Origin of the sequence: Paenibacillus sp. D2_2 (assembly GCF_031199965.1) — a bacterium.
Classification (GTDB): Bacteria; Bacillota; Bacilli; order Paenibacillales; family Paenibacillaceae; genus Fontibacillus.
In genome coordinates, this window is the sequence record NZ_CP133605.1 from 1,754,517 (window position 1) to 1,773,406 (window position 18,890).

Here is an 18,890-nt window from a genome sequence, read left to right on the forward strand (position 1 = left end):
GATATTTTCAAGGTGGGAGTTTTATTTTAGGTCGAAGAGTGCACTTTATCGATGGCTTATGATATATTTTTAAAGGATCAAGGATAGAGTAGCATAGAACGGGGGATATAACCTGATGAATATTGTGCAAGAGCCGATGACGTTGAATAAACCGCTTTCAGAGGATTATCTGAATCATTTTACGAGCGTACAACAATTATATCAATATGATGCGATGAATAAGGCAAGCTGGCAGGAAAGGCTGGAATGGCTGCATGAGTCGGAACATTTACGAATTCCGCGCATGCAAGTCGTTGAGAGGTTGCGTGAATATAATAGTATATACAATCCGCACGAAGCCGTATCTCTGTCTTTGGATAACTTGGAGAAACCGGATGCCGCGGTGATTGTTGGCGGGCAGCAGAGTGGCCTGTTTACAGGACCGCTGCTCGTGATCTATAAAGCAGCGACAATTATTAAAGCAGCTCAGCAAGCTTCCAAGCAACTAAATCATCCAGTTATCCCAGTCTTCTGGATCGCTGGCGAAGATCATGACTGGGATGAAGTGAACCATACCTATGTCTTGTCTCAGGACTTATCCGTTTCGCGGATCAGAGTTGCGCGGGAGACGGAGCAACGTCTACCCGTGAGCATGAATGCAGTTGCCAGAGAAGAATGGGAGCAGGCGATCTCTGAACTGGAGCAACTTCTGCCCGATACGGAATTCAGACCTGGACTGCTAGATTTGCTAAGCCAAGTGTCGGAAGGGTCATCTACGTTGAGCGATGCTTTTGCCAAGCTCCTGGGAGCCTGGTTCGGTAAATACGGTTTGGTACTGCTCGATTCGGCAGATCCGGCCCTCAGGCGGCTTGAAACGCCAGTATTTGAGAGAATGATCGACAACAATGATCAATTAGGGGCGGCGTATCGTGCTGCAGCGGATCTCTGTCAGTCTCTCGGCTATCAGGCACAGGCTGATGTGGCCGCAGATGGGGCGAATCTGTTCTATATTCATGAAGGAGAACGTCTCCTGCTGTTCAAGCATGATGGGAACTTTAGTGACCGTAAAGGAAAAGTTCATTTTACAGCAGATGAGCTTAAGGCAGAATTGAATCGTCACCCCGAGCGCTTCAGTAACAATGTGCTGACAAGACCTTTGATGCAGGACAGCTTACTGCCGGTGCTTGGCGCAGTATTAGGAATCGGCGAGATCGCTTATTGGGCTCTGACCGGATCGGCTTTTAAGGCATTTGGATTAAGGATGCCTCTGCTGCTAAACCGGGAATCTTATACTGTAATAGAAGGAACGCTTCATAAGCATATGGATAAATACAATCTGAGTTGGGCTGATGTAAGCGATCATCATGTATTTGCGCAGAAGAGAGAGAGCTGGTTGGCTGAGCAGGATTCATTGCATCTGGATGATCGCTTTGAACAAATCAAGGCTGCATTTACTGAGATGTATGATCCTCTGATCGAACAGCTCGGTGGAATTCAAGCAGGATTGCTCAAGCTGGGCGCCGCTAACCGTGAGAAGATTGTAGAGCAAATGGAATACTTGCGCGGTCGTGCCAAGGATGCGCTTGGTAAGGCCAACTCCGCAGGACTGCGGCATTTCGATCGGATCGAATTATCACTCTTCCCACAACACAAACCGCAGGAGCGGGTATATAATATTTTCTACTATTTGAACCGTTACGGGAATGATTGGATTGACCACCTGTTGGAGATTCCATATGATATCTCCGGAAAGCATCGAATCATTTACCTATAGTGTGAGTTCATTGAGAGATTTGTTTGAAGGACTATAAAGCCGAGGAGGAAATGGGATGGATAAAGCAGTCATTGAGAACAGCATAATTAAAGATTTGCAGCTTGCTCCTGAAGGTCATTTGAAGATCGATTGGGTAGAGGCGCATATGCCTGTTCTTTCACGGATTCGCAAGCAGTTTGAAGCAGAACTGCCATTCAAGGGACTGAAGGTGGCAATTTCTCTTCATCTTGAGGCGAAGACAGCTTATTTGGCTAAAGTCGTGCAGGCTGGTGGAGCAGAAGTAACGATTACCGGAAGTAACCCGCTTTCTACGCAGGACGATGTGTGTGCTGCTCTCGTAGAGGATGGTATTACGGTGTATGCTAAATACAATCCGGAACCAGAGGAATACAAACAATTGCTGATTCGAGCTCTAGAGACAAAACCGGACTTAATCATCGATGACGGTGGTGACCTGGTGACCATCCTCCATTCGGAACGTCCCGACCTGCTTGAGAACATACGTGGTGGTGCAGAGGAGACAACGACGGGTATTTTACGTCTGAAAGCGATGGATAAAGAAGGTCGTTTGAAATTTCCAATGATCGCTGTCAATGACGCTTATTGCAAATACTTGTTCGATAACCGCTACGGAACAGGCCAATCTGTATGGGATGGCATCAATCGGACTACCAATTTAGTCGTAGCTGGCAAGACAGTTGTCGTCGTTGGCTATGGCTGGTGCGGCAAAGGTGTAGCGATGCGTGCTAAAGGACTAGGAGCTAACGTTATCGTTACTGAAGTGAATGCGATCAGAGCGGTAGAAGCCCATATGGATGGATTCCGATTGATGCCGATGACAGAAGCGGCCAAGATTGGCGACTTCTTTGTAACTGTAACGGGCAACCGTGATGTGATTCGCGGCGAGCATTACGATGTAATGAAAGACGGAGCGATCCTGTCCAATGCTGGACATTTTGATGTGGAAGTGAACAAGCCGGAGCTTGCAGATCGTTCCAGTTCGATCAGAACCGTGCGTCGCAACATTGAGGAATATCAATTGAAGGATGGACGCAAAGTTTACGTGCTTGCAGAGGGACGGTTAGTCAACCTCGCGGCAGGAGATGGACATCCGGCGGAAATTATGGATATGACCTTTGCTCTACAAGCCCTATCGCTTAAGTATGTTAATGATCAATACGAGCAAATTGGTAAGACAGTCGTTAATGTTCCGTATGAGTTGGATGAACAGGTTGCCCGCTTTAAGCTGGAGAGCCTTGGTGTTAACATCGATTCCTTGACGGAAGAGCAGCGTACTTATCTGGATAGCTGGCAGGAACATTAAGTTATCTGAGCTATCTGGGGCGATCTACTTGTTATGAGATGTCGCTAAGAAATATGCCGAAAAATATCTAGTTTTCCCAATGAAAGCAGGCTTCGAGGTTGGATAACCTTGAGGCTTGCTCTTTTTTTGGTTATTTTCTTAAAAGTGGTTGTTCAAAAAGTCCGCTTTTGACCACGAAGTGAATCAAGAAGTAACTCGACATCGAATCTTGAATTCACCCGGGTCTTCTGGTGCTGACGTACTAACTACTTACGCTTCGCTCCTCAGCTCCTATCTTCATCCAACCTTCTCGGTGCTGAAAACTGTCTTTTTTGAACACACACTTAAATTGAATTTCCAAATATTTTTTTTGCTTTTAGCAGGAATTTTCCTTAATATGTTGAATATAACCATCATTGTGGTGTAAAGTGGTGTAATGTGGGGGAAAGAGGTTAGGGGTGAGCGAAGCCGATGTTTATGGGGGAATTCCAACATAGCATTGATGAGAAGGGCCGTATTATCATTCCGGCTAAGTTTCGTGATCTTTTGGGAACCTCTTTTGTCGTTACCCGCGGTCTTGATCAGTGTCTCTTTGTGTATCCCGTAACAGAATGGGAACTGCTGGAGCAGAAGCTCAAGACTTTGCCATTAATGAAATCCGATGCTCGCGCTTTTACTCGCTTCTTCTTCTCTGGAGCTACCGAATGTGAATGGGATAAACAGGGAAGGGTAAACATACCCGGCAATTTACGGCAGTATGCGAAGCTGGAAAAGGAATGCGTTGTGTTGGGCGTGTCGAATCGTGTTGAGATCTGGAGCCGTTCGACATGGGAGCAGTACTTTGAGCAATCAGAAGAATCTTTCAATGAGATCGCAGAGAAACTGGTCGACTTCGATATCGACCTGTAAAAGGAAATTCAAACAGTGTTTTAAGAAATTAAAGTATTTAATCTACTAATGAGTGTTCAAAAAGTCCAGTTTTCAGCACCGAGAAGGTTGGATGAAGCTAGGGATTGAGAAGCAGAGCGTACGTTTGGGTACGTGAGCATCGGAAAGCCCGGGTGAATTCAAGATTCGATGTCGAATAGACTTTCAGTGCTGATTCGTGATCAAAAGTGGATTTTTTGAATTACCTCAAAAAAACAGTCTGGAGGGCTGCAGTCTTGTTCCATCACATCACGGTATTAAAGGCAGAAGCGACAGAAGGGCTGAGCATTAAGCCAGGCGGTATATATGTAGATTGTACGCTGGGTGGCGGTGGCCACAGCTCAGTCATATTGTCGAAGCTAGGTGATAGCGGCAGGTTGATCGCATTCGATCAGGATGATTGGGCGCATGAGAACGCCAATGAGGTGCTTGCTCCCTATCGAGATCGTCTGACTTTGGTGAAAAGTAATTTCCGCCATATACAAGATAAATTGTTAGAGCTTGATTTCGTTCCAATACAAGATGGTCTGCCTCAGGTAGACGGTATATTGTTCGATTTAGGTGTGTCTTCCCCACAGTTTGATGAAGGGGAGCGGGGGTTTAGCTATAATGCTGATGCACCCCTGGATATGAGGATGGATCAATCAGCCGAACTTACGGCCAGAGATATCATCAACGAATGGCCTGAGCGTGAGATCGCCCGGATTTTGTTCCAATATGGTGAGGAGAAATTCTCGCGAAGAATTGCCAAGGTCATTGTAGATCAGCGAAAAACATCTCCGATCGAGACGACAGGTGAGCTGGTCGAACTAATTAAGGCAGGTATTCCTGCGGCAGCGAGAAGAACCGGAGGACATCCAGCCAAGCGAAGCTTTCAGGCGCTGCGTATTGCAGTAAATGATGAGCTGGGAGCATTTGAAGAAGGATTGCATGCGGCAGTTCGTTGCCTGGCTCCAGGAGGCAGGGTATCGGTTATTACATTCCACTCCCTGGAGGATCGGATTTGTAAGCAGATTTTTGCTAGTTATGTTGAGAAATGTACTTGTCCGCCGGATTTTCCAATGTGTGTTTGCGGGGGTAAAGGACAATTGAAATTAGTGAACCGGAAACCAATCGTTCCTTCAGAGGAAGAATTGGAACATAATTCCCGGGCGCGTTCGGCGAAGTTGCGCGTGGCGGAGAAATTGAAAACTATAGCGGAAACAGCGGAGGGAAAGTGAGATGGCGTATACACGCGGAAATTTAGCAGTTAAAGAGAAGGCGACGGCACGTGGGCAGAATCCGCGCTACCGTGAAACGACTAAGGTTGTCACACGCAGGTCATCGCTTCCCATTCGCGAGAAGCTACTGTATATGGTGACGATACTGTTCTGTGTCGGAATTATGGGTGGCTTGCTATGGCAAAATTCGCAATTGTATGGTATCAAACGGCAAGTCTTCAATCTTAACACGGATATTCAAAATATTGGCGTTCAAGTGAAGGAGCTGTCGATCCAGAAAGAGAAGCTGGAGGAACGGATTCCAGATGAAGCAGCTAAGCTGGGATATGTAGAACCGCAAGATGAAGGTGTTCACGTTCAGGTTCCGGCATCGTAAGCAACTGTAACTCAGACACTAAATGTCAATTTGGGTACGATAAAAAAGTATTAAGAGGTTCTTATTATGATCAAACGAATAAAGCTTCGTACACTGCTAATAGGGGGAATCATTACCCTCTTTTTGCTGTCTTGATGCTCAGAGTGTTCTGGGTTCAGGTTGTTGAGGAGAATTTCTGGCAGGGTTATGCCGAGACTCAATGGTCTAAGAAAAAAGTGCTTACTGCAACCCGGGGAACGATTACGGACCGGAAGGGTGATGTGCTGGCTGTTGATGCTCCAGCTTACACTGTCGCAGTAAATCCACAAATTATCAATAAATACGGATTGCAGGAGGAGATTGTACAAGGTTTACATCAACTGCTTAACAAGGATGAGGGTGAATTAAGAACACTTGTAAATGCGAAGCGAGACAATGGTAGCTTCTATCCACAACGTGAAGTAAGAAATGAGGGATGGAAGATTGATCAGGAGCTTAGGGACCGGGTAGAGAAGTTCTCAGATGAATTGAAAGAAAAGCATAAAATTCCGGATTCAGGTATTCTGCTGCTGAAGGAGAGCAAACGCTATTATCCTAAAAATACTTTAGCAGCACATGTACTTGGCTATACGGATCGTGAAGGAAATGCTATCTCCGGGATTGAAGCTTACTATGATAAAGAACTAACTGGTACTGATGGGGCGATTGAATATAAAAGCGATGGCCGCGGGATTGAGATTCCTAAAGCTAGCGAAGTGTATACCCCAGCAAAAGATGGTAATGAAATCCAGTTAACAATTGATGATACAATACAGTATTATATTCAGGATGCGATGAATGAGGCATTCAACCAACTGAAGCCAATCAGTATGACGGTGATAGCTGCAGATCCGAAGACGATGGAGATTTTAGGAATGGCCAACCTGCCTAGCTATAATCCTAATGAATACTGGGTGGATGTAGAACAGAAGAATTTCTATAATCATGCTATCAAGTCGATCTACGAACCAGGTTCAACCTTTAAGATTGTCACTTTGGCTGCTACGGTACAGGAGGGTCTGTTCAATCCGAACGCCTACTATATGTCAGGTAGCATTCGTGTCCCTGGACAGACGATCCATGACGTCAAACGCTCAGGTTGGGGCAGTATCTCATACTTGGAAGGGGTTAAGCGTTCTAGTAACGTAGCCTTCGTCAAACTTGGTTATGAAATGCTGGGACCTGATCGATTGAAACAGTATGTTGATAACTTTGGCTTCGGACAAGCTACAGGGATAGAGCTTCCGGGTGAGGCTAAGGGTGTGGTGTCTCCTGAACAGCAAGCGGACTTTGCAGCAATGACCTACGGGCACGGTAAATTGCTGGTAACTCCTTTGCAGCAGGTTGCTGCAGTAGCGGCTATTGCCAACGGAGGAAAGCTGATGACGCCGCATATCGTCAAGTCTATAACTGATCCCCTTACTGGTGAGAAGACAGTTACACAGCCTGAGGTCATAAGACAAGTTATTTCCCAGGAAAGTGCGAAGCAGACAGGCGAGTATCTAGAGCAGGTCGTCTCTGATTTGAAGATCGGGAGCGGACGTCACGCTTACATCGATGGGTATCGGGTTGCAGGTAAGACCGGTACTGCTATAAAGGTTATCAACGGAAAATATGATAAAAGGAAGCAGGTTGTATCCTTTATCGGATATGCCCCTGTTGATGACCCAAAAGTTGCTATGCTGGTGCTTATCGACGAGCCTCAGGATTCCGATCTGGGCGGAGGAACGGCGGCTGCGCCAATCTTTAAGAAGATTATGAATCAAACACTGCAATATCTTGGAGTGCCTAAGAAGTTTGATAACAAGACAACGACAGATATTGCTAATAACGGTGTTAAGGCTCCTGATTTGAAAGGACTGACAGTCCAGGAAGCTAAGAACAAGCTTGCAGGACTTGGCATTAACTATGCAACGCTTGGCAAGGGGACTAATGTCGTCTCTCAATTCCCTAAAGCGGGCGCCATATTGAAGACTGGACAGCATATGTATCTGCTGTCGGAAGAAGGGGATAAAGTTAATATCCCTAGCCTTAAGGGCCAGTCCCTGCGCGATGCGATGGAGCTACTCTCTGCAATAGGTGTAGAAGTGAAAATAGAAGGAGAAGGCTATGTTGTCTCTCAGACTCTGACCAAGGAGAATGGTAAGAGACGTATTGATCTTGTTCTAGAGCCTATGATCAAGGAAGGCGAGGAATCGGGTCAAGATGAGCAGAATGATGAGGCTGTTCCGGGGGATAATGCCAGTGAGGCCTCGGGTTCTTCCCCATAGCTTGTTCTAACCCCTGTTTGTCCTGAATATTGATGATATGAAACCAATTATGCTCAGGATGAAACAGGGGGGCCATTTCTATGAAGATCTCCAGGCTTACGATAAGAAGAAGATTGTTCTTGCTGCTGTTTATGCTATGTGTGCTGTTTATGGCTCTGGTTGCCCGGCTTGCTTATGTACAACTGGGTAAGGGAGCGGAGTTGTCGGCAAAGGCAGAGGATTCCTGGCGGCGTAACATTCCTTATTCCGCGAAGCGCGGCGAGATTAGTGACCGCAATGGGAATGTACTCGCTTATAATGTAACGACTCCAACGGTTATGGCGATTCCTGTACAGGTGAAATCGCCGCAGACCACGGCACATAGTCTGGCACCTTTACTCGGGATGAGCGAGGAAGCGGTGCTTAAAGTAATCACTAAGAAAGAATCCATAGTCAGGCTACAACCCGGGGGTCGCAAAATTACGATGGAAAAAGCACAGCAAATTCGTGATTTGGATCTACCGGGTATTGTTGTCGCTGAAGATAATAAAAGATATTATCCTTATGGAGAACTTGCCGCACATATACTGGGCTTCACCGGTGGATACAATCAGGGGTTGACTGGGCTTGAAAGCAAGTATGATAGTGAGCTGAGTGGGATGAACGGTAGCGTCTCCTATTTGTCGGATGCTGGAGGACGATTAATGCCGGGTTCTTCAGAAGTTTATGTAGAACCTAAGGATGGCCTGAACTTACAACTCACGATCGATAAGTCGATTCAGAGCATTATGGAGCGTGAACTAGATCAGGCTATGGCTAGACTTCAGGCTAATTCGGCTCTGGCGATCGCAATGGACCCGAAGACAGGTGAAATATTAGGGATGGTGTCTAGACCCGGATATGATCCATCTAACTATCAAGACGTTGACCCGCAGATATATAACCGAAATCTTCCGATCTGGATGACCTATGAACCGGGCTCGACGTTCAAGATAATTACACTGGCAGCTGCCCTGGAGGAGAAGAAGGTTGATCTGAAGCATGATCAATTTTTCGATCCGGGTTATGCGAAGGTAGGTGGAGCTACACTGCGCTGTTGGAAGAGAGGCGGACATGGCAGTCAGTCATTCTTGCAGGTTGTTGAGAACTCTTGCAATCCTGGCTTTGTGGCGTTAGGTCAGCGTCTTGGCAAAGAGTCATTGTTCAAGTATATTAAAGATTTCGGTTTCGGCACTAAGACGGGGATCGATTTAAATGGCGAGGAGAACGGGATCCTGTTCAAATTGTCTAAGGTCGGGCCAGTAGAACTGGCAACTACTTCATTTGGTCAAGGTGTCTCGGTGACGCCGATCCAACAAATTACCGCCGTATCGGCCGCCATTAACGGCGGCAAGTTATACAAGCCTCACGTGGCCAAATCATGGACGAATCCAGAGACGGGTCAAATCGTCGAATCTATTGAACCGGAGCTCGTCCGCCAGGTTATTTCCGAGGAAACGTCGAAACAGGTGAGGGAAGCACTTGAGAGTGTCGTAGCGAACGGTACGGGGGGAATGCATTCATTGACGGATATCGTGTCGGTGGTAAGACAGGAACAGCCCAGAAGGTTGTGAACGGACGCTATTCAGCGAATGAGCATATCGTTTCATTCATTGGATTTGCTCCAGCGGATGATCCACAAATCGTCGTATACACCGCGGTGGATAATCCACAGGGAATTCAATTTGGTGGCGTAGTTGCCGCGCCGATCGTTCGTAACATTTTAGCTGATGCGCTCGACTATATGAAAATCCCTCCACGTAAGGATCAAGTTGCAAAGAAGTATAAATACGGTGAGACACCAGTCGTTACCGTTCCTGACTTGATCGGTTACACGGCGCAGGATATTTATGAGGATATGAATATGAATTTTAATCTAGTGAAATCAGGAACGGGCTCAGTTGTTATTAATCAGGCTCCCAAGGCGGGGGCAAGAGTTGATAAAGGATCAACGATCCGCATTTATATGGGCAGTGAGGCTGAGGCGGAAGCGGGGCATGAGCACTAGCCAAAGCAACCTTAAGTAAGTGAGAGATTTGGTGTAGAGTAACAATGTACTATCTATTATCATTTTCAGTGAAATAATATCCTGAATTGAATTTGTTTTGGCGATAATATAATATCGGTAAGATTTTGACGGAGGGGTAATATATGCTGCTTAAAGATTTAGCAACCTACTTAATAGCTTCGGAAATATCGGGAGATGAAAACACAGATTGTAAAGGAATCTGCTTCGATTCCAGACAGTTGAAGCCTGGAGATTTGTTCCTTTGTCTGCCAGGGCATATCGTTGACGGTCATCAATATGCCAAGCAAGCCGCTGAGCAGGGGGCTAGTGCACTTGTCGTAGAGCGGTTCCTGGAAGAAGTTTCACTGCCGCAACTCAAAGTGAAGGATAGTCGGCTCGCTATGGCACTACTCGGCAATGTATTTTTCGATTATCCCAGCAATTATCTGAGAGCAATTGGGATTACTGGAACAAACGGGAAGACAACAACAACTTATTTAATTGAGCGCATCTTATTGGATCAAGGCAAGAAGCCGGGACTGATCGGTACGATCGAGCGCCGCTTTGACGGTAAAGCAGTTCCGATGCCACGCACGACTCCGGAAGCGCTGGATTTGCAGCGCTACTTGCACGAAATGGTACAAGGGGGCGCTTCTCATTGTGTGATGGAGGTATCCTCACATGCGCTTGAACAAGGTCGGGTAAAAGGCACTCATTTCCGCACAGCTGTGTTCACGAACCTGACCCAGGATCATCTGGATTACCATGAGACTATGGAAGCTTACAGAGCAGCGAAGGGATTGTTCTTCTCCAGGCTCGGTAATGAGTATCCGCAAGATCCGGCTGAACGGAGTTATGCGGTGCTGAATGCAGATGATGAGGCTTCCGAATATTTTGCGAAGTTAACATCAGCGGAGGCGATTACGTACGGGTGGACCGTCAAGCAGACGTTAGGGCCTCGAATATCTCTGTGACAGCACGGGGAACCACCTTCCATGTGGAGACTTTCCGCGGCAGCGCAGACATTACATTACGCATGGTCGGCAAGTTCAATGTATATAATGCCTTGGCTGCAATCGCAACAACTTTATTGGAAGGCATTTCGCTTGAGAGCATTAAGGAAAGTCTGGAATCGATCAAGGGAGTTGAAGGCCGGGTTGAAGCTGTAGATGAGGGCCAATCCTTTGCGGTTATTGTAGATTATGCTCATACACCTGATGGTTTGGAGAATGTACTACGAACGGTTAATGAATTCGCCAAGGGCAGAGTGATTTGCGTGTTCGGTTGTGGTGGAGACCGGGACCGCAAGAAGCGTCCGATTATGGGCAAGATTGCAGCAAAGTACGGAGATCATGTGATTATCACATCGGATAATCCGCGGACGGAGGACCCAGCATTGATATTGAAGGATATCGAGGCAGGACTTATCGAGGATAATATTCCACTTGAGCGTTATGAACTGATCGTGGACCGCCATGCAGCGATTCAAAAGGCTATTGAAATGGCAAGCCATGACGATGTAGTATTGATTGCGGGGAAAGGACATGAGACATATCAGATCATTGGTAAGGAAGTACATGATTTTGATGATCGTCTCGTGGCCAAAGAAGCGATAAGGGGTTTAGTAAAGTGATAAAAAGAAAATTAGCGGACATTGCCGCCATGTGCGGTGGACAGGTGGCTAATGCCGATGATAACAACTTAATGATTCATGGAGTGATTACCGACTCCAGGCATATCCAGCAGGGCTGCTTATTCGTACCTCTATCTGGTGAGAGGTTTGACGGACACGCCTTCGTCGCTGACAGTCTAACGAGCGGGGCTGGCGCATCACTATGGGAACGGGCTAAGGGCAACCCGCCAGGACCTGGCAGTTCTGGTCGACAACGCCCTTGAAGCGATGCAACGCCTCGCTAAGAGCTATCTCGCCGCTGTGGGTGCTAAGGTAGTCGGTATTACCGGAAGTAATGGAAAGACGACCACAAAGGATCTGTTGTACGCCTTGCTGGCTACGACTTATAAAGTGCATAAGACGAGTGGCAATTTTAACAATCATATTGGAATGCCGCTAACCATTCTGGCGATGCCAGAGGATACCGAGATTGCTGTGCTTGAAATGGGTATGAGTGCCCGTTATGAAATTGAGTTTCTTTCAAAGCTGGCAGAACCGGAGACGGCCATTGTCACGAATATCGGTGAATCGCATTTGGAGCAGCTCGGTTCCCGCTTAGAGATTGCTCGCGCCAAGCTTGAGATTCTGTCAGGAATGAAGACAGGTGGCTTGTTCGTATACAATGGGGACGAACCTTTGATAACCGAGGTACTGACCGATCCAAATACACCGAAGCCGGAGCAACTGCATACAATAACTTTTGGTGTTAATGGAAATCATGATATTTATCCGAGCGGAATCATGTTCCTGGAGCATGGCACGATGTTCACCCCGAATGGTGGAGAGGCGCCGCTTGAATTGCCACTACTCGGTGAGCATAATGTCGTAAATTGTCTTGCGGCACTTGCTGTTGCTAGGCATTATGGCGTGACCGAGGCCGATATGAGGGAAGGCCTTAAGCATGCGGAGCTAACTGGAATGCGGATCGAGATCGTTGAAGGGGCGAACGGGGTTACCATTCTGAATGACGCTTATAACGCGAGCCCTACTTCTGTTAGAGCTGCAGTTAATGTGCTGAAGAAGATGAAGGGACATTGGAACAAAATCGCCGTACTCGGGGATATGCTTGAGCTCGGAGAGGATGAAGTAAGGTTCCATCAAGAAGTTGGAGAGTATTTAACGGCGGAGAATACAGATTTGCTGTTTACGTACGGTCGCTTGGGCAAGGAAATCGCTACAGGGGCGAAGAAACATCTCGCTCCGAACAATATTTATGCATACGATGATAAAAGTGAGCTTATTCATAAGCTAATCAGCTTACTTCATCCGAAGGATGTTGTACTAGTGAAGGCCTCACGCGGAATGAAGCTTGAAGAAGTCGTTGAAGCGGTCAAACATAGCAAATTACATCAATAATACCGGCGAGAGGAGGGTGATCCCATGGATTACGGACTTATCTTATTAACGATTGGAGTATCTTTCATTTTGGCTGTCATTTCAGCCCCTCTATTAATACCTTTACTGCGTCGAATGAAATTCGGACAGCAAATTCGCGTAGAAGGGCCACAGAGCCATCAGAAGAAAGCGGGCACGCCTACTATGGGCGGAGTTGTCATTATATTAGCTTTCACGATTGCATATTTGAAATTCTCAGTAGTGAACACAGACTTCTACGTTCTGCTGGTTGCTACACTCGGCTTTGGGCTGGTAGGGTTTCTTGATGACTACATTAAAATTGTATTCAAACGATCCCTGGGACTGACACCTAAGCAAAAATTATTTGGTCAACTACTATTCGCCGGTATTATTACAGCATTGCTTATATCGGAAGGACATAGCACAGCGATTGGCATTCCGGGAACGGACTTCGCCTTTGATTTAGGACCATGGTTCTACTATCCTTTTATTATTATTATGATGCTGGCAATTAGCAACGCGGTCAACTTCACAGATGGCCTTGATGGACTTCTGTCCGGAGTCAGCGGCATTGCTTTCGGTGCGTATGCGATTATTGCCATGCAGGCTACTTCTATGGTAGCAGCAGTTTGTGCAGCGGCTATGATTGGGGCGGTGATTGGATTTCTAGTATTCAACGCGCACCCGGCCAAGGTATTTATGGGTGACACAGGTTCGCTCGGCATTGGCGGGGCGATCGCCGGAATCGCAATCGTGACGAAGAGTGAATTGCTATTTTTAGTGATAGGCGGCGTTTTCGTTATTGAAATGCTGTCGGTCGTACTTCAGGTAATCTCTTTCAAGACACGTGGCAAAAGAATTTTTAAAATGAGTCCGATTCATCACCACTTCGAACTGTCAGGCTGGTCGGAATGGCGCGTTGTTACAACATTTTGGGCGGTTGGCCTCGTGCTAGCTGTCGTTGGACTTTATTTGAACAAGGGGTTGTAGAGATGAATCATCCAGAACAGTATCGGGGACGACAAGTTGTCGTCCTCGGTTTAGCAAAAAGCGGTGTACAGGTTGCCAAGACCCTCCATCATTATGGAGCTATAGTTACAGTAAATGATAGAAAGACACGAGAAGAGAGTCCCGAAGCATCTGAACTAGAGGCTTTGGGAATTTCTATTGTTTGCGGAGGACATGCAGACGGACTTATTTCTCCGTCTGTGGAACTTGTGGTGAAGAACCCGGGTATTCCATACAGCGCTCCGCCTGTTGTTAAGGCGCTGGAGCTCGGTATTGATGTAGTAACTGAGGTAGAGGTGGCCTATCATCTTAGTCAAGCGCCGATCATCGGCATTACCCGGTTCGAATGGAAAGACGACGACGACGACCTGGGTCGGCAAGATGCTGGATGCTGCCGGACTTCATCCGATTGTAGCGGGGAATATCGGCACTCCGCTCTGCGAAGCAGCTGGGCAGGCTGTGGAAGAGAACTGGCTTGTAGTAGAGCTCAGTAGCTTCCAACTAAAAGGAACCGAGGACTTCCGGCCTAAAGTGGCCGTGCTGCTTAATGTCGCCGAGACGCATCTTGATTATCATGGCTCAATGGACGATTATATCGCCTCCAAGGCGAAGCTGTTCGCCAATCAGACAGAAGACGACATTGCTGTCGTAAACTGGGATGATCCAGTCTGCCGCGAGTTGGTCCCTCACTTGAAGGCGAGATTAATTCCCTTCTCGATGACAGAGGAATTAAGAACGGAGGGGGTATTCGTTACGCCTTCTTATATTACTGGAGTCGAGGATGAATTGGAGCGAACTGTTGTATATCGCGATAAGGACGGACATATCAAGCCGATCATTACAGTGGAAGAAATCGGCCTGATCGGCCGCTTCAATGTGGGGAACGCAATGGCTGCGATCGCCGCTTCCATAGCGGCAGGTGCGGAGTCCGATCGGCTTACTGAGCCTTTGCGTACATTCAAAGGGGTGGAGCATCGGCTCGAATTTGTGGAAGTGAAGCATGAGGTAGCCTATTACAACAACTCCAAAGCGACGAATGGCAAAGCAACGATCAATGCGCTTGGGGCGCTGAACAAACCAATCGTATTGATCGCAGGAGGGCTAGATCGTGGCTCTGATTACATGGAGCTGCTGCCGGCCTTCGAGAAGAAAGTGAAAGCTGTAGTTGCGCTCGGACAGACGAAGGAGAAAATCGCCAAGGTCGCACAGCTTGCAGGTCTATCAGACATCGTCATTGTCGATAATGTTGACAGTGCCGCCTCCACGCTAAGGAAGGCAATCTCGCAGGCTGCAGGGCTCGCTAGTCCTGGAGATATTGTCTTATTATCTCCGGCCTGCGCCAGCTGGGACATGTTTAGTTCCTATGAAGAGCGTGGACGCATTTTTAAAGAGGCGGTGCATACCCTTTAAGTAGGGGGGTGGATAAGCCCCTACTTTCTCAAAAGGTGGCTGCCACGATGAATAAGAGCCGAAAGGCGCCAGATTTCTGGCTATTGGCCAGTATTTTAGCTTTGCTGACGATCGGAATTGTTATGGTATATAGCGCGGGCTCTGTGCTCGGTTTTCATGATTACGGCGATTCCTTTTATTTTGTGAAACGTCAGGCTTTGTTTGCTGTTCTTGGCCTTGTGGCCATGTTCTTTACGATGAACCTTGATTATCGCTTGCTGAAGAAATATGCGAAGCTTGGACTTATTGTCTGCTTCGCCCTGCTGGTCATCGTATTGATTCCAGGAATCGGCGTGGTCAGAGGCGGAGCGAGAAGCTGGCTTGGCATCAGCTCATTTGGTATTCAGCCCTCTGAATTTATGAAGCTCGGCATGATTCTCTTTCTGTCCTACTGGTTAAGTAAAGAGGATTATAGAATTACTCATTTTACGAGAGGACTGCTTCCTCCACTCGGCATCATAGGTCTAGCCTTCGGTATGATCATGCTGCAGCCGGATCTAGGTACCGGCACGGTAATGCTCGGAGCCTCGATGCTGATCGTTTTTACGGCTGGGGCGAGAATCAAGCACCTGGCTGGACTTGCAGCAGTAGGTGCTATCGGCTTTGTTGGCCTTATTCTTGCTGCTCCTTACCGTTTGGCGAGAATTACGGCATTTCTTGACCCATGGTCCGATCCACTCGGCGCTGGCTATCAGATTATTCAATCCCTGTACGCAATAGGTCCAGGTGGTCTAGCTGGCTTAGGGCTGGGGATGAGCAGGCAGAAATACAGCTATGTGCCAGAACCGCAGACAGACTTTATATTTTCGATCTTGGCGGAAGAGCTTGGTTTTATCGGCGGACTGCTTGTTCTGACGCTATTCTTGATTCTGATCTGGCGCGGCATGAGAGTGGCGATGACGATCGATGATACATTTGGAAGTTTGCTAGCGGTCGGTATCGTTGGTATGGTAGGAGTGCAGGTTGTTATTAATATCGGTGTCGTCATCGGCCTTATGCCGGTTACAGGCATCACTTTGCCGCTGATAAGCTACGGAGGTTCATCGTTGACCTTGATGCTTACAGCTCTAGGCATTTTACTTAATTTATCCCGTTTTGCGAGGTGAAGGTATGCGTGTCGTATTAAGCGGCGGTGGTACGGGAGGACATATCTACCCGGCACTTGCCGTTGCCAGTCAATGTGCTCTAGAAGAGCCTAATTCTGAATTTCTATATATCGGTGGACAGAAAGGTCTGGAGAGCTCGATTGTACCTAAGGCGGATATCGCTTTTAAGTCGATTGAGATCACGGGCTTTCGCCGTAAATTATCTTTTGAAAATGTGAAGACGGTCATGCGTTTCTTAAAAGGGGTTCAACAATCCAAGCAGATGCTGCGCGAATTCAAGCCGGATGTCGTGATCGGTACTGGTGGATATGTATGTGGTCCGGTCGTATATGCGGCTGCGAAGTTGGGTATTCCTTCGATCATCCACGAACAGAATGCGGTTCCTGGATTAACGAATCGCTTCTTGAGTAAATACGTAGATACCGTCGCTGTAAGCTTCGAGGAATCTATGTCACTGTTCCCGGGAAGCAAGCATGTGATCTTTACAGGTAACCCGCGTGCGACCACGGTCGTGTCAGCGAATAGGAATAAGGGTTATGAATCACTGGGCGTGTCCAAGGACCGTCCAATTGTGCTGCTCGTAGGTGGAAGCCAGGGGGCGAGAGCGATTAATGAAGCGATGGTGAATATGGCTGCGGAGCTAGGGAAGTTGCCAGATATCACCTTTGTCTATGTAACAGGCAACAATTACTACGAACCGACACTTAAAGCGATTGAGAGCAAGCTGGGCCATCTGCCCGGCAACTTAATGATTCTTCCTTATGTTCATAATATGCCTGAAGTACTCGCGGCAACTTCTTTGATCGTTAACCGAGCAGGAGCCTCTTTCTTGGCTGAGATTACTTCGCTTGGCATACCGTCAATCCTGATCCCTTCACCTAATGTGACGAATAATCATCAGGAGAAGAATGCCAGGTCTCTAGAGAAAGCTGGAGCGGCTGAAGTGATCCTAGAGCCTGATCTTACTGGCCAGGGGCTGTTTGACGGTATCCTTCGAATTATGAAGAACGCCGATCTACATGCGGCCATGTCTTCCGCTTCGCGTGGTCTCGGCAAGCCGGATTCAGCACAGTTGATCGTGGAAGAGATGAAGAGGCTGTCCAGCAAGCGACCATAAGCCTAGAAGAGGAAGTTGAAAAAGTCCGCTTTTGAACACGCACTAGAACAAGATCCTGGCATGGAAAGAAGAGGTGCACCAAGACGATCTGCTGGCGACGGTCTGGGCGATTGTCACACTCTAGGGTAGGAAGGCATAAGATACCCTATAAATCGTGACAATCGTTAGAAGGAAGTTCAAAAAGTCCACTGCGTTATCAACCTTCTCGGTGCTGAAAACCGGACTTTTAGAACACTTACTTAATACGACCGTACAGGAGGGAGCGTTCTTGGCAAGTTCAGCCCGCCAGCAGGCAGAGTCTAGTTTCCATGCAATTCATATGTCTGGAACGAAGGGTTGCCCATGGGCAGGATCAAAGGGGGATTACATGATGCAGCAATGGCTCACGGAGTTATCGCAGCTTGAGGTCGGAGAGATCCTGCCAGACGAACCAATGTCCAGATACACGACATGGAAGATTGGGGGGCCTGCGGATGCTCTTATCGTTCCAGAAAATGCAGAACAATTGGCACGTCTCGTTTCGGTACTGCATCAGAAGCAGATTCCCTGGATGATGATCGGTAAGGGCTCCAATTTGCTTGTCTCTGACAAGGGCATCCGTGGCGTGGTGATCAAGCTCGGGAAGGAATTCGAGGAGATCCGGTTTAACGGCCATGAAGCCTGGTCAGGAGGCGGTGCTTCCTTCGTCAGATTAAGCATTATGGCGGGTAAGCAGGGATTGACCGGTCTGGAATTTGCTGGAGGTATCCCTGGTACGGTCGGGGGAGCTGTCTACATGAACGCTGGCGCTCACGGGTCTGATTTGTCACGCATATTCAAATCCGCTGAAATTGTTCTGGAGACAGGTGAATTGGTTACCTGCTATGCGGAGGATATGAGGTTCTCTTACCGCCATTCCATATTGCACGAGCAACCTGGTATTGTCACACGTGTCTGTCTTGAGCTGAAGGAGGGGGACCGCCTTGAAATAGCGGCCGCGATGGCTGCGTACAAGGACCGTCGCCGTAAGACCCAGCCGTTGCAGCAACCGTGTGCAGGGAGCGTGTTCCGCAATCCGCCGGGTGATTATTCCGCCAGGCTGATTGAAGAGGCAGGATTAAAAGGACTGCGTGTGGGCGGGGCCGAAGTATCCGGGCTGCATGCCAATTTCATCATCAATACCGGGCAAGCTACAGCAGAGGACGTTCTTTCGCTCATGGAGCAGATTAAAGACACCATCGCTTCGAAATATGGGGTTCATTTGGTGCCTGAGGTATTCTTCGTGGGCGAACGGTAAACTCGGAGGTGAT

Annotated in this window: 10 protein-coding genes and 4 pseudogenes; all 14 read left to right on the plus strand. The window is 47.7% G+C overall.

Features of this window, described 5'->3' with window-relative positions:
* The first annotated feature begins 115 nt into the window (after positions 1-115).
* The gene (gene bshC, locus RE628_RS08720; RefSeq protein WP_309158379.1) at positions 116-1,753 is read left to right on the plus strand and encodes a bacillithiol biosynthesis cysteine-adding enzyme BshC; all 1,638 of its coding nucleotides are present in this window, start codon (positions 116-118) and stop codon (positions 1,751-1,753) included.
* 55 nt (positions 1,754-1,808) lie between these two features.
* Positions 1,809-3,077 carry an adenosylhomocysteinase gene (locus tag RE628_RS08725; RefSeq protein WP_309158380.1) on the plus strand — a complete coding sequence of 423 codons (1,269 nt, stop codon included), beginning with the start codon at positions 1,809-1,811 and terminating at the stop codon, positions 3,075-3,077.
* Positions 3,078-3,527: 450 nt separating this feature from the next.
* The gene (gene mraZ, locus RE628_RS08730; protein ID WP_309158381.1) at positions 3,528-3,965 is read left to right on the plus strand and encodes a division/cell wall cluster transcriptional repressor MraZ; all 438 of its coding nucleotides are present in this window, start codon (positions 3,528-3,530) and stop codon (positions 3,963-3,965) included.
* Positions 3,966-4,219: 254 nt separating this feature from the next.
* The gene (gene rsmH / locus RE628_RS08735) at positions 4,220-5,203 is read left to right on the plus strand and encodes a 16S rRNA (cytosine(1402)-N(4))-methyltransferase RsmH (protein ID WP_309158382.1); all 984 of its coding nucleotides are present in this window, start codon (positions 4,220-4,222) and stop codon (positions 5,201-5,203) included.
* Between the two features lies 1 nt (position 5,204).
* Positions 5,205-5,579: a hypothetical protein gene (locus RE628_RS08740; RefSeq protein WP_309158383.1), complete on the plus strand. Its 375-nt coding sequence runs from the start codon at positions 5,205-5,207 to the stop codon at positions 5,577-5,579.
* 134 nt (positions 5,580-5,713) lie between these two features.
* Positions 5,714-7,867: a penicillin-binding transpeptidase domain-containing protein gene (locus RE628_RS08745; protein WP_309159412.1), complete on the plus strand. Its 2,154-nt coding sequence runs from the start codon at positions 5,714-5,716 to the stop codon at positions 7,865-7,867.
* An 80-nt stretch (positions 7,868-7,947) separates the two neighbouring features.
* Positions 7,948-9,893, plus strand: a pseudogene (locus tag RE628_RS08750) (stage V sporulation protein D).
* 143 nt (positions 9,894-10,036) lie between these two features.
* A pseudogene (locus tag RE628_RS08755) lies at positions 10,037-11,526 on the plus strand (UDP-N-acetylmuramoyl-L-alanyl-D-glutamate--2,6-diaminopimelate ligase).
* Positions 11,523-12,921: pseudogene (gene murF / locus RE628_RS08760) on the plus strand (UDP-N-acetylmuramoyl-tripeptide--D-alanyl-D-alanine ligase). The pseudogenes RE628_RS08755 and murF overlap by 4 nt, the downstream one beginning before the upstream one ends.
* A 24-nt stretch (positions 12,922-12,945) precedes the next feature.
* The gene (gene mraY / locus RE628_RS08765; protein ID WP_309158384.1) at positions 12,946-13,911 is read left to right on the plus strand and encodes a phospho-N-acetylmuramoyl-pentapeptide-transferase; all 966 of its coding nucleotides are present in this window, start codon (positions 12,946-12,948) and stop codon (positions 13,909-13,911) included.
* 2 nt (positions 13,912-13,913) lie between these two features.
* A pseudogene (gene murD, locus RE628_RS08770) lies at positions 13,914-15,339 on the plus strand (UDP-N-acetylmuramoyl-L-alanine--D-glutamate ligase).
* Positions 15,340-15,386: 47 nt separating this feature from the next.
* Positions 15,387-16,484: a stage V sporulation protein E gene (gene spoVE / locus RE628_RS08775; protein ID WP_309158385.1), complete on the plus strand. Its 1,098-nt coding sequence runs from the start codon at positions 15,387-15,389 to the stop codon at positions 16,482-16,484.
* Positions 16,485-16,488: 4 nt separating this feature from the next.
* Complete coding sequence (gene murG, locus RE628_RS08780) at positions 16,489-17,601, plus strand: undecaprenyldiphospho-muramoylpentapeptide beta-N-acetylglucosaminyltransferase (RefSeq protein ID WP_309158386.1); 1,113 nt, start codon at positions 16,489-16,491, stop codon at positions 17,599-17,601.
* Positions 17,602-17,971: 370 nt separating this feature from the next.
* Complete coding sequence (murB, locus tag RE628_RS08785) at positions 17,972-18,877, plus strand: UDP-N-acetylmuramate dehydrogenase (protein ID WP_309159413.1); 906 nt, start codon at positions 17,972-17,974, stop codon at positions 18,875-18,877.
* Positions 18,878-18,890: the final 13 nt, after the last annotated feature.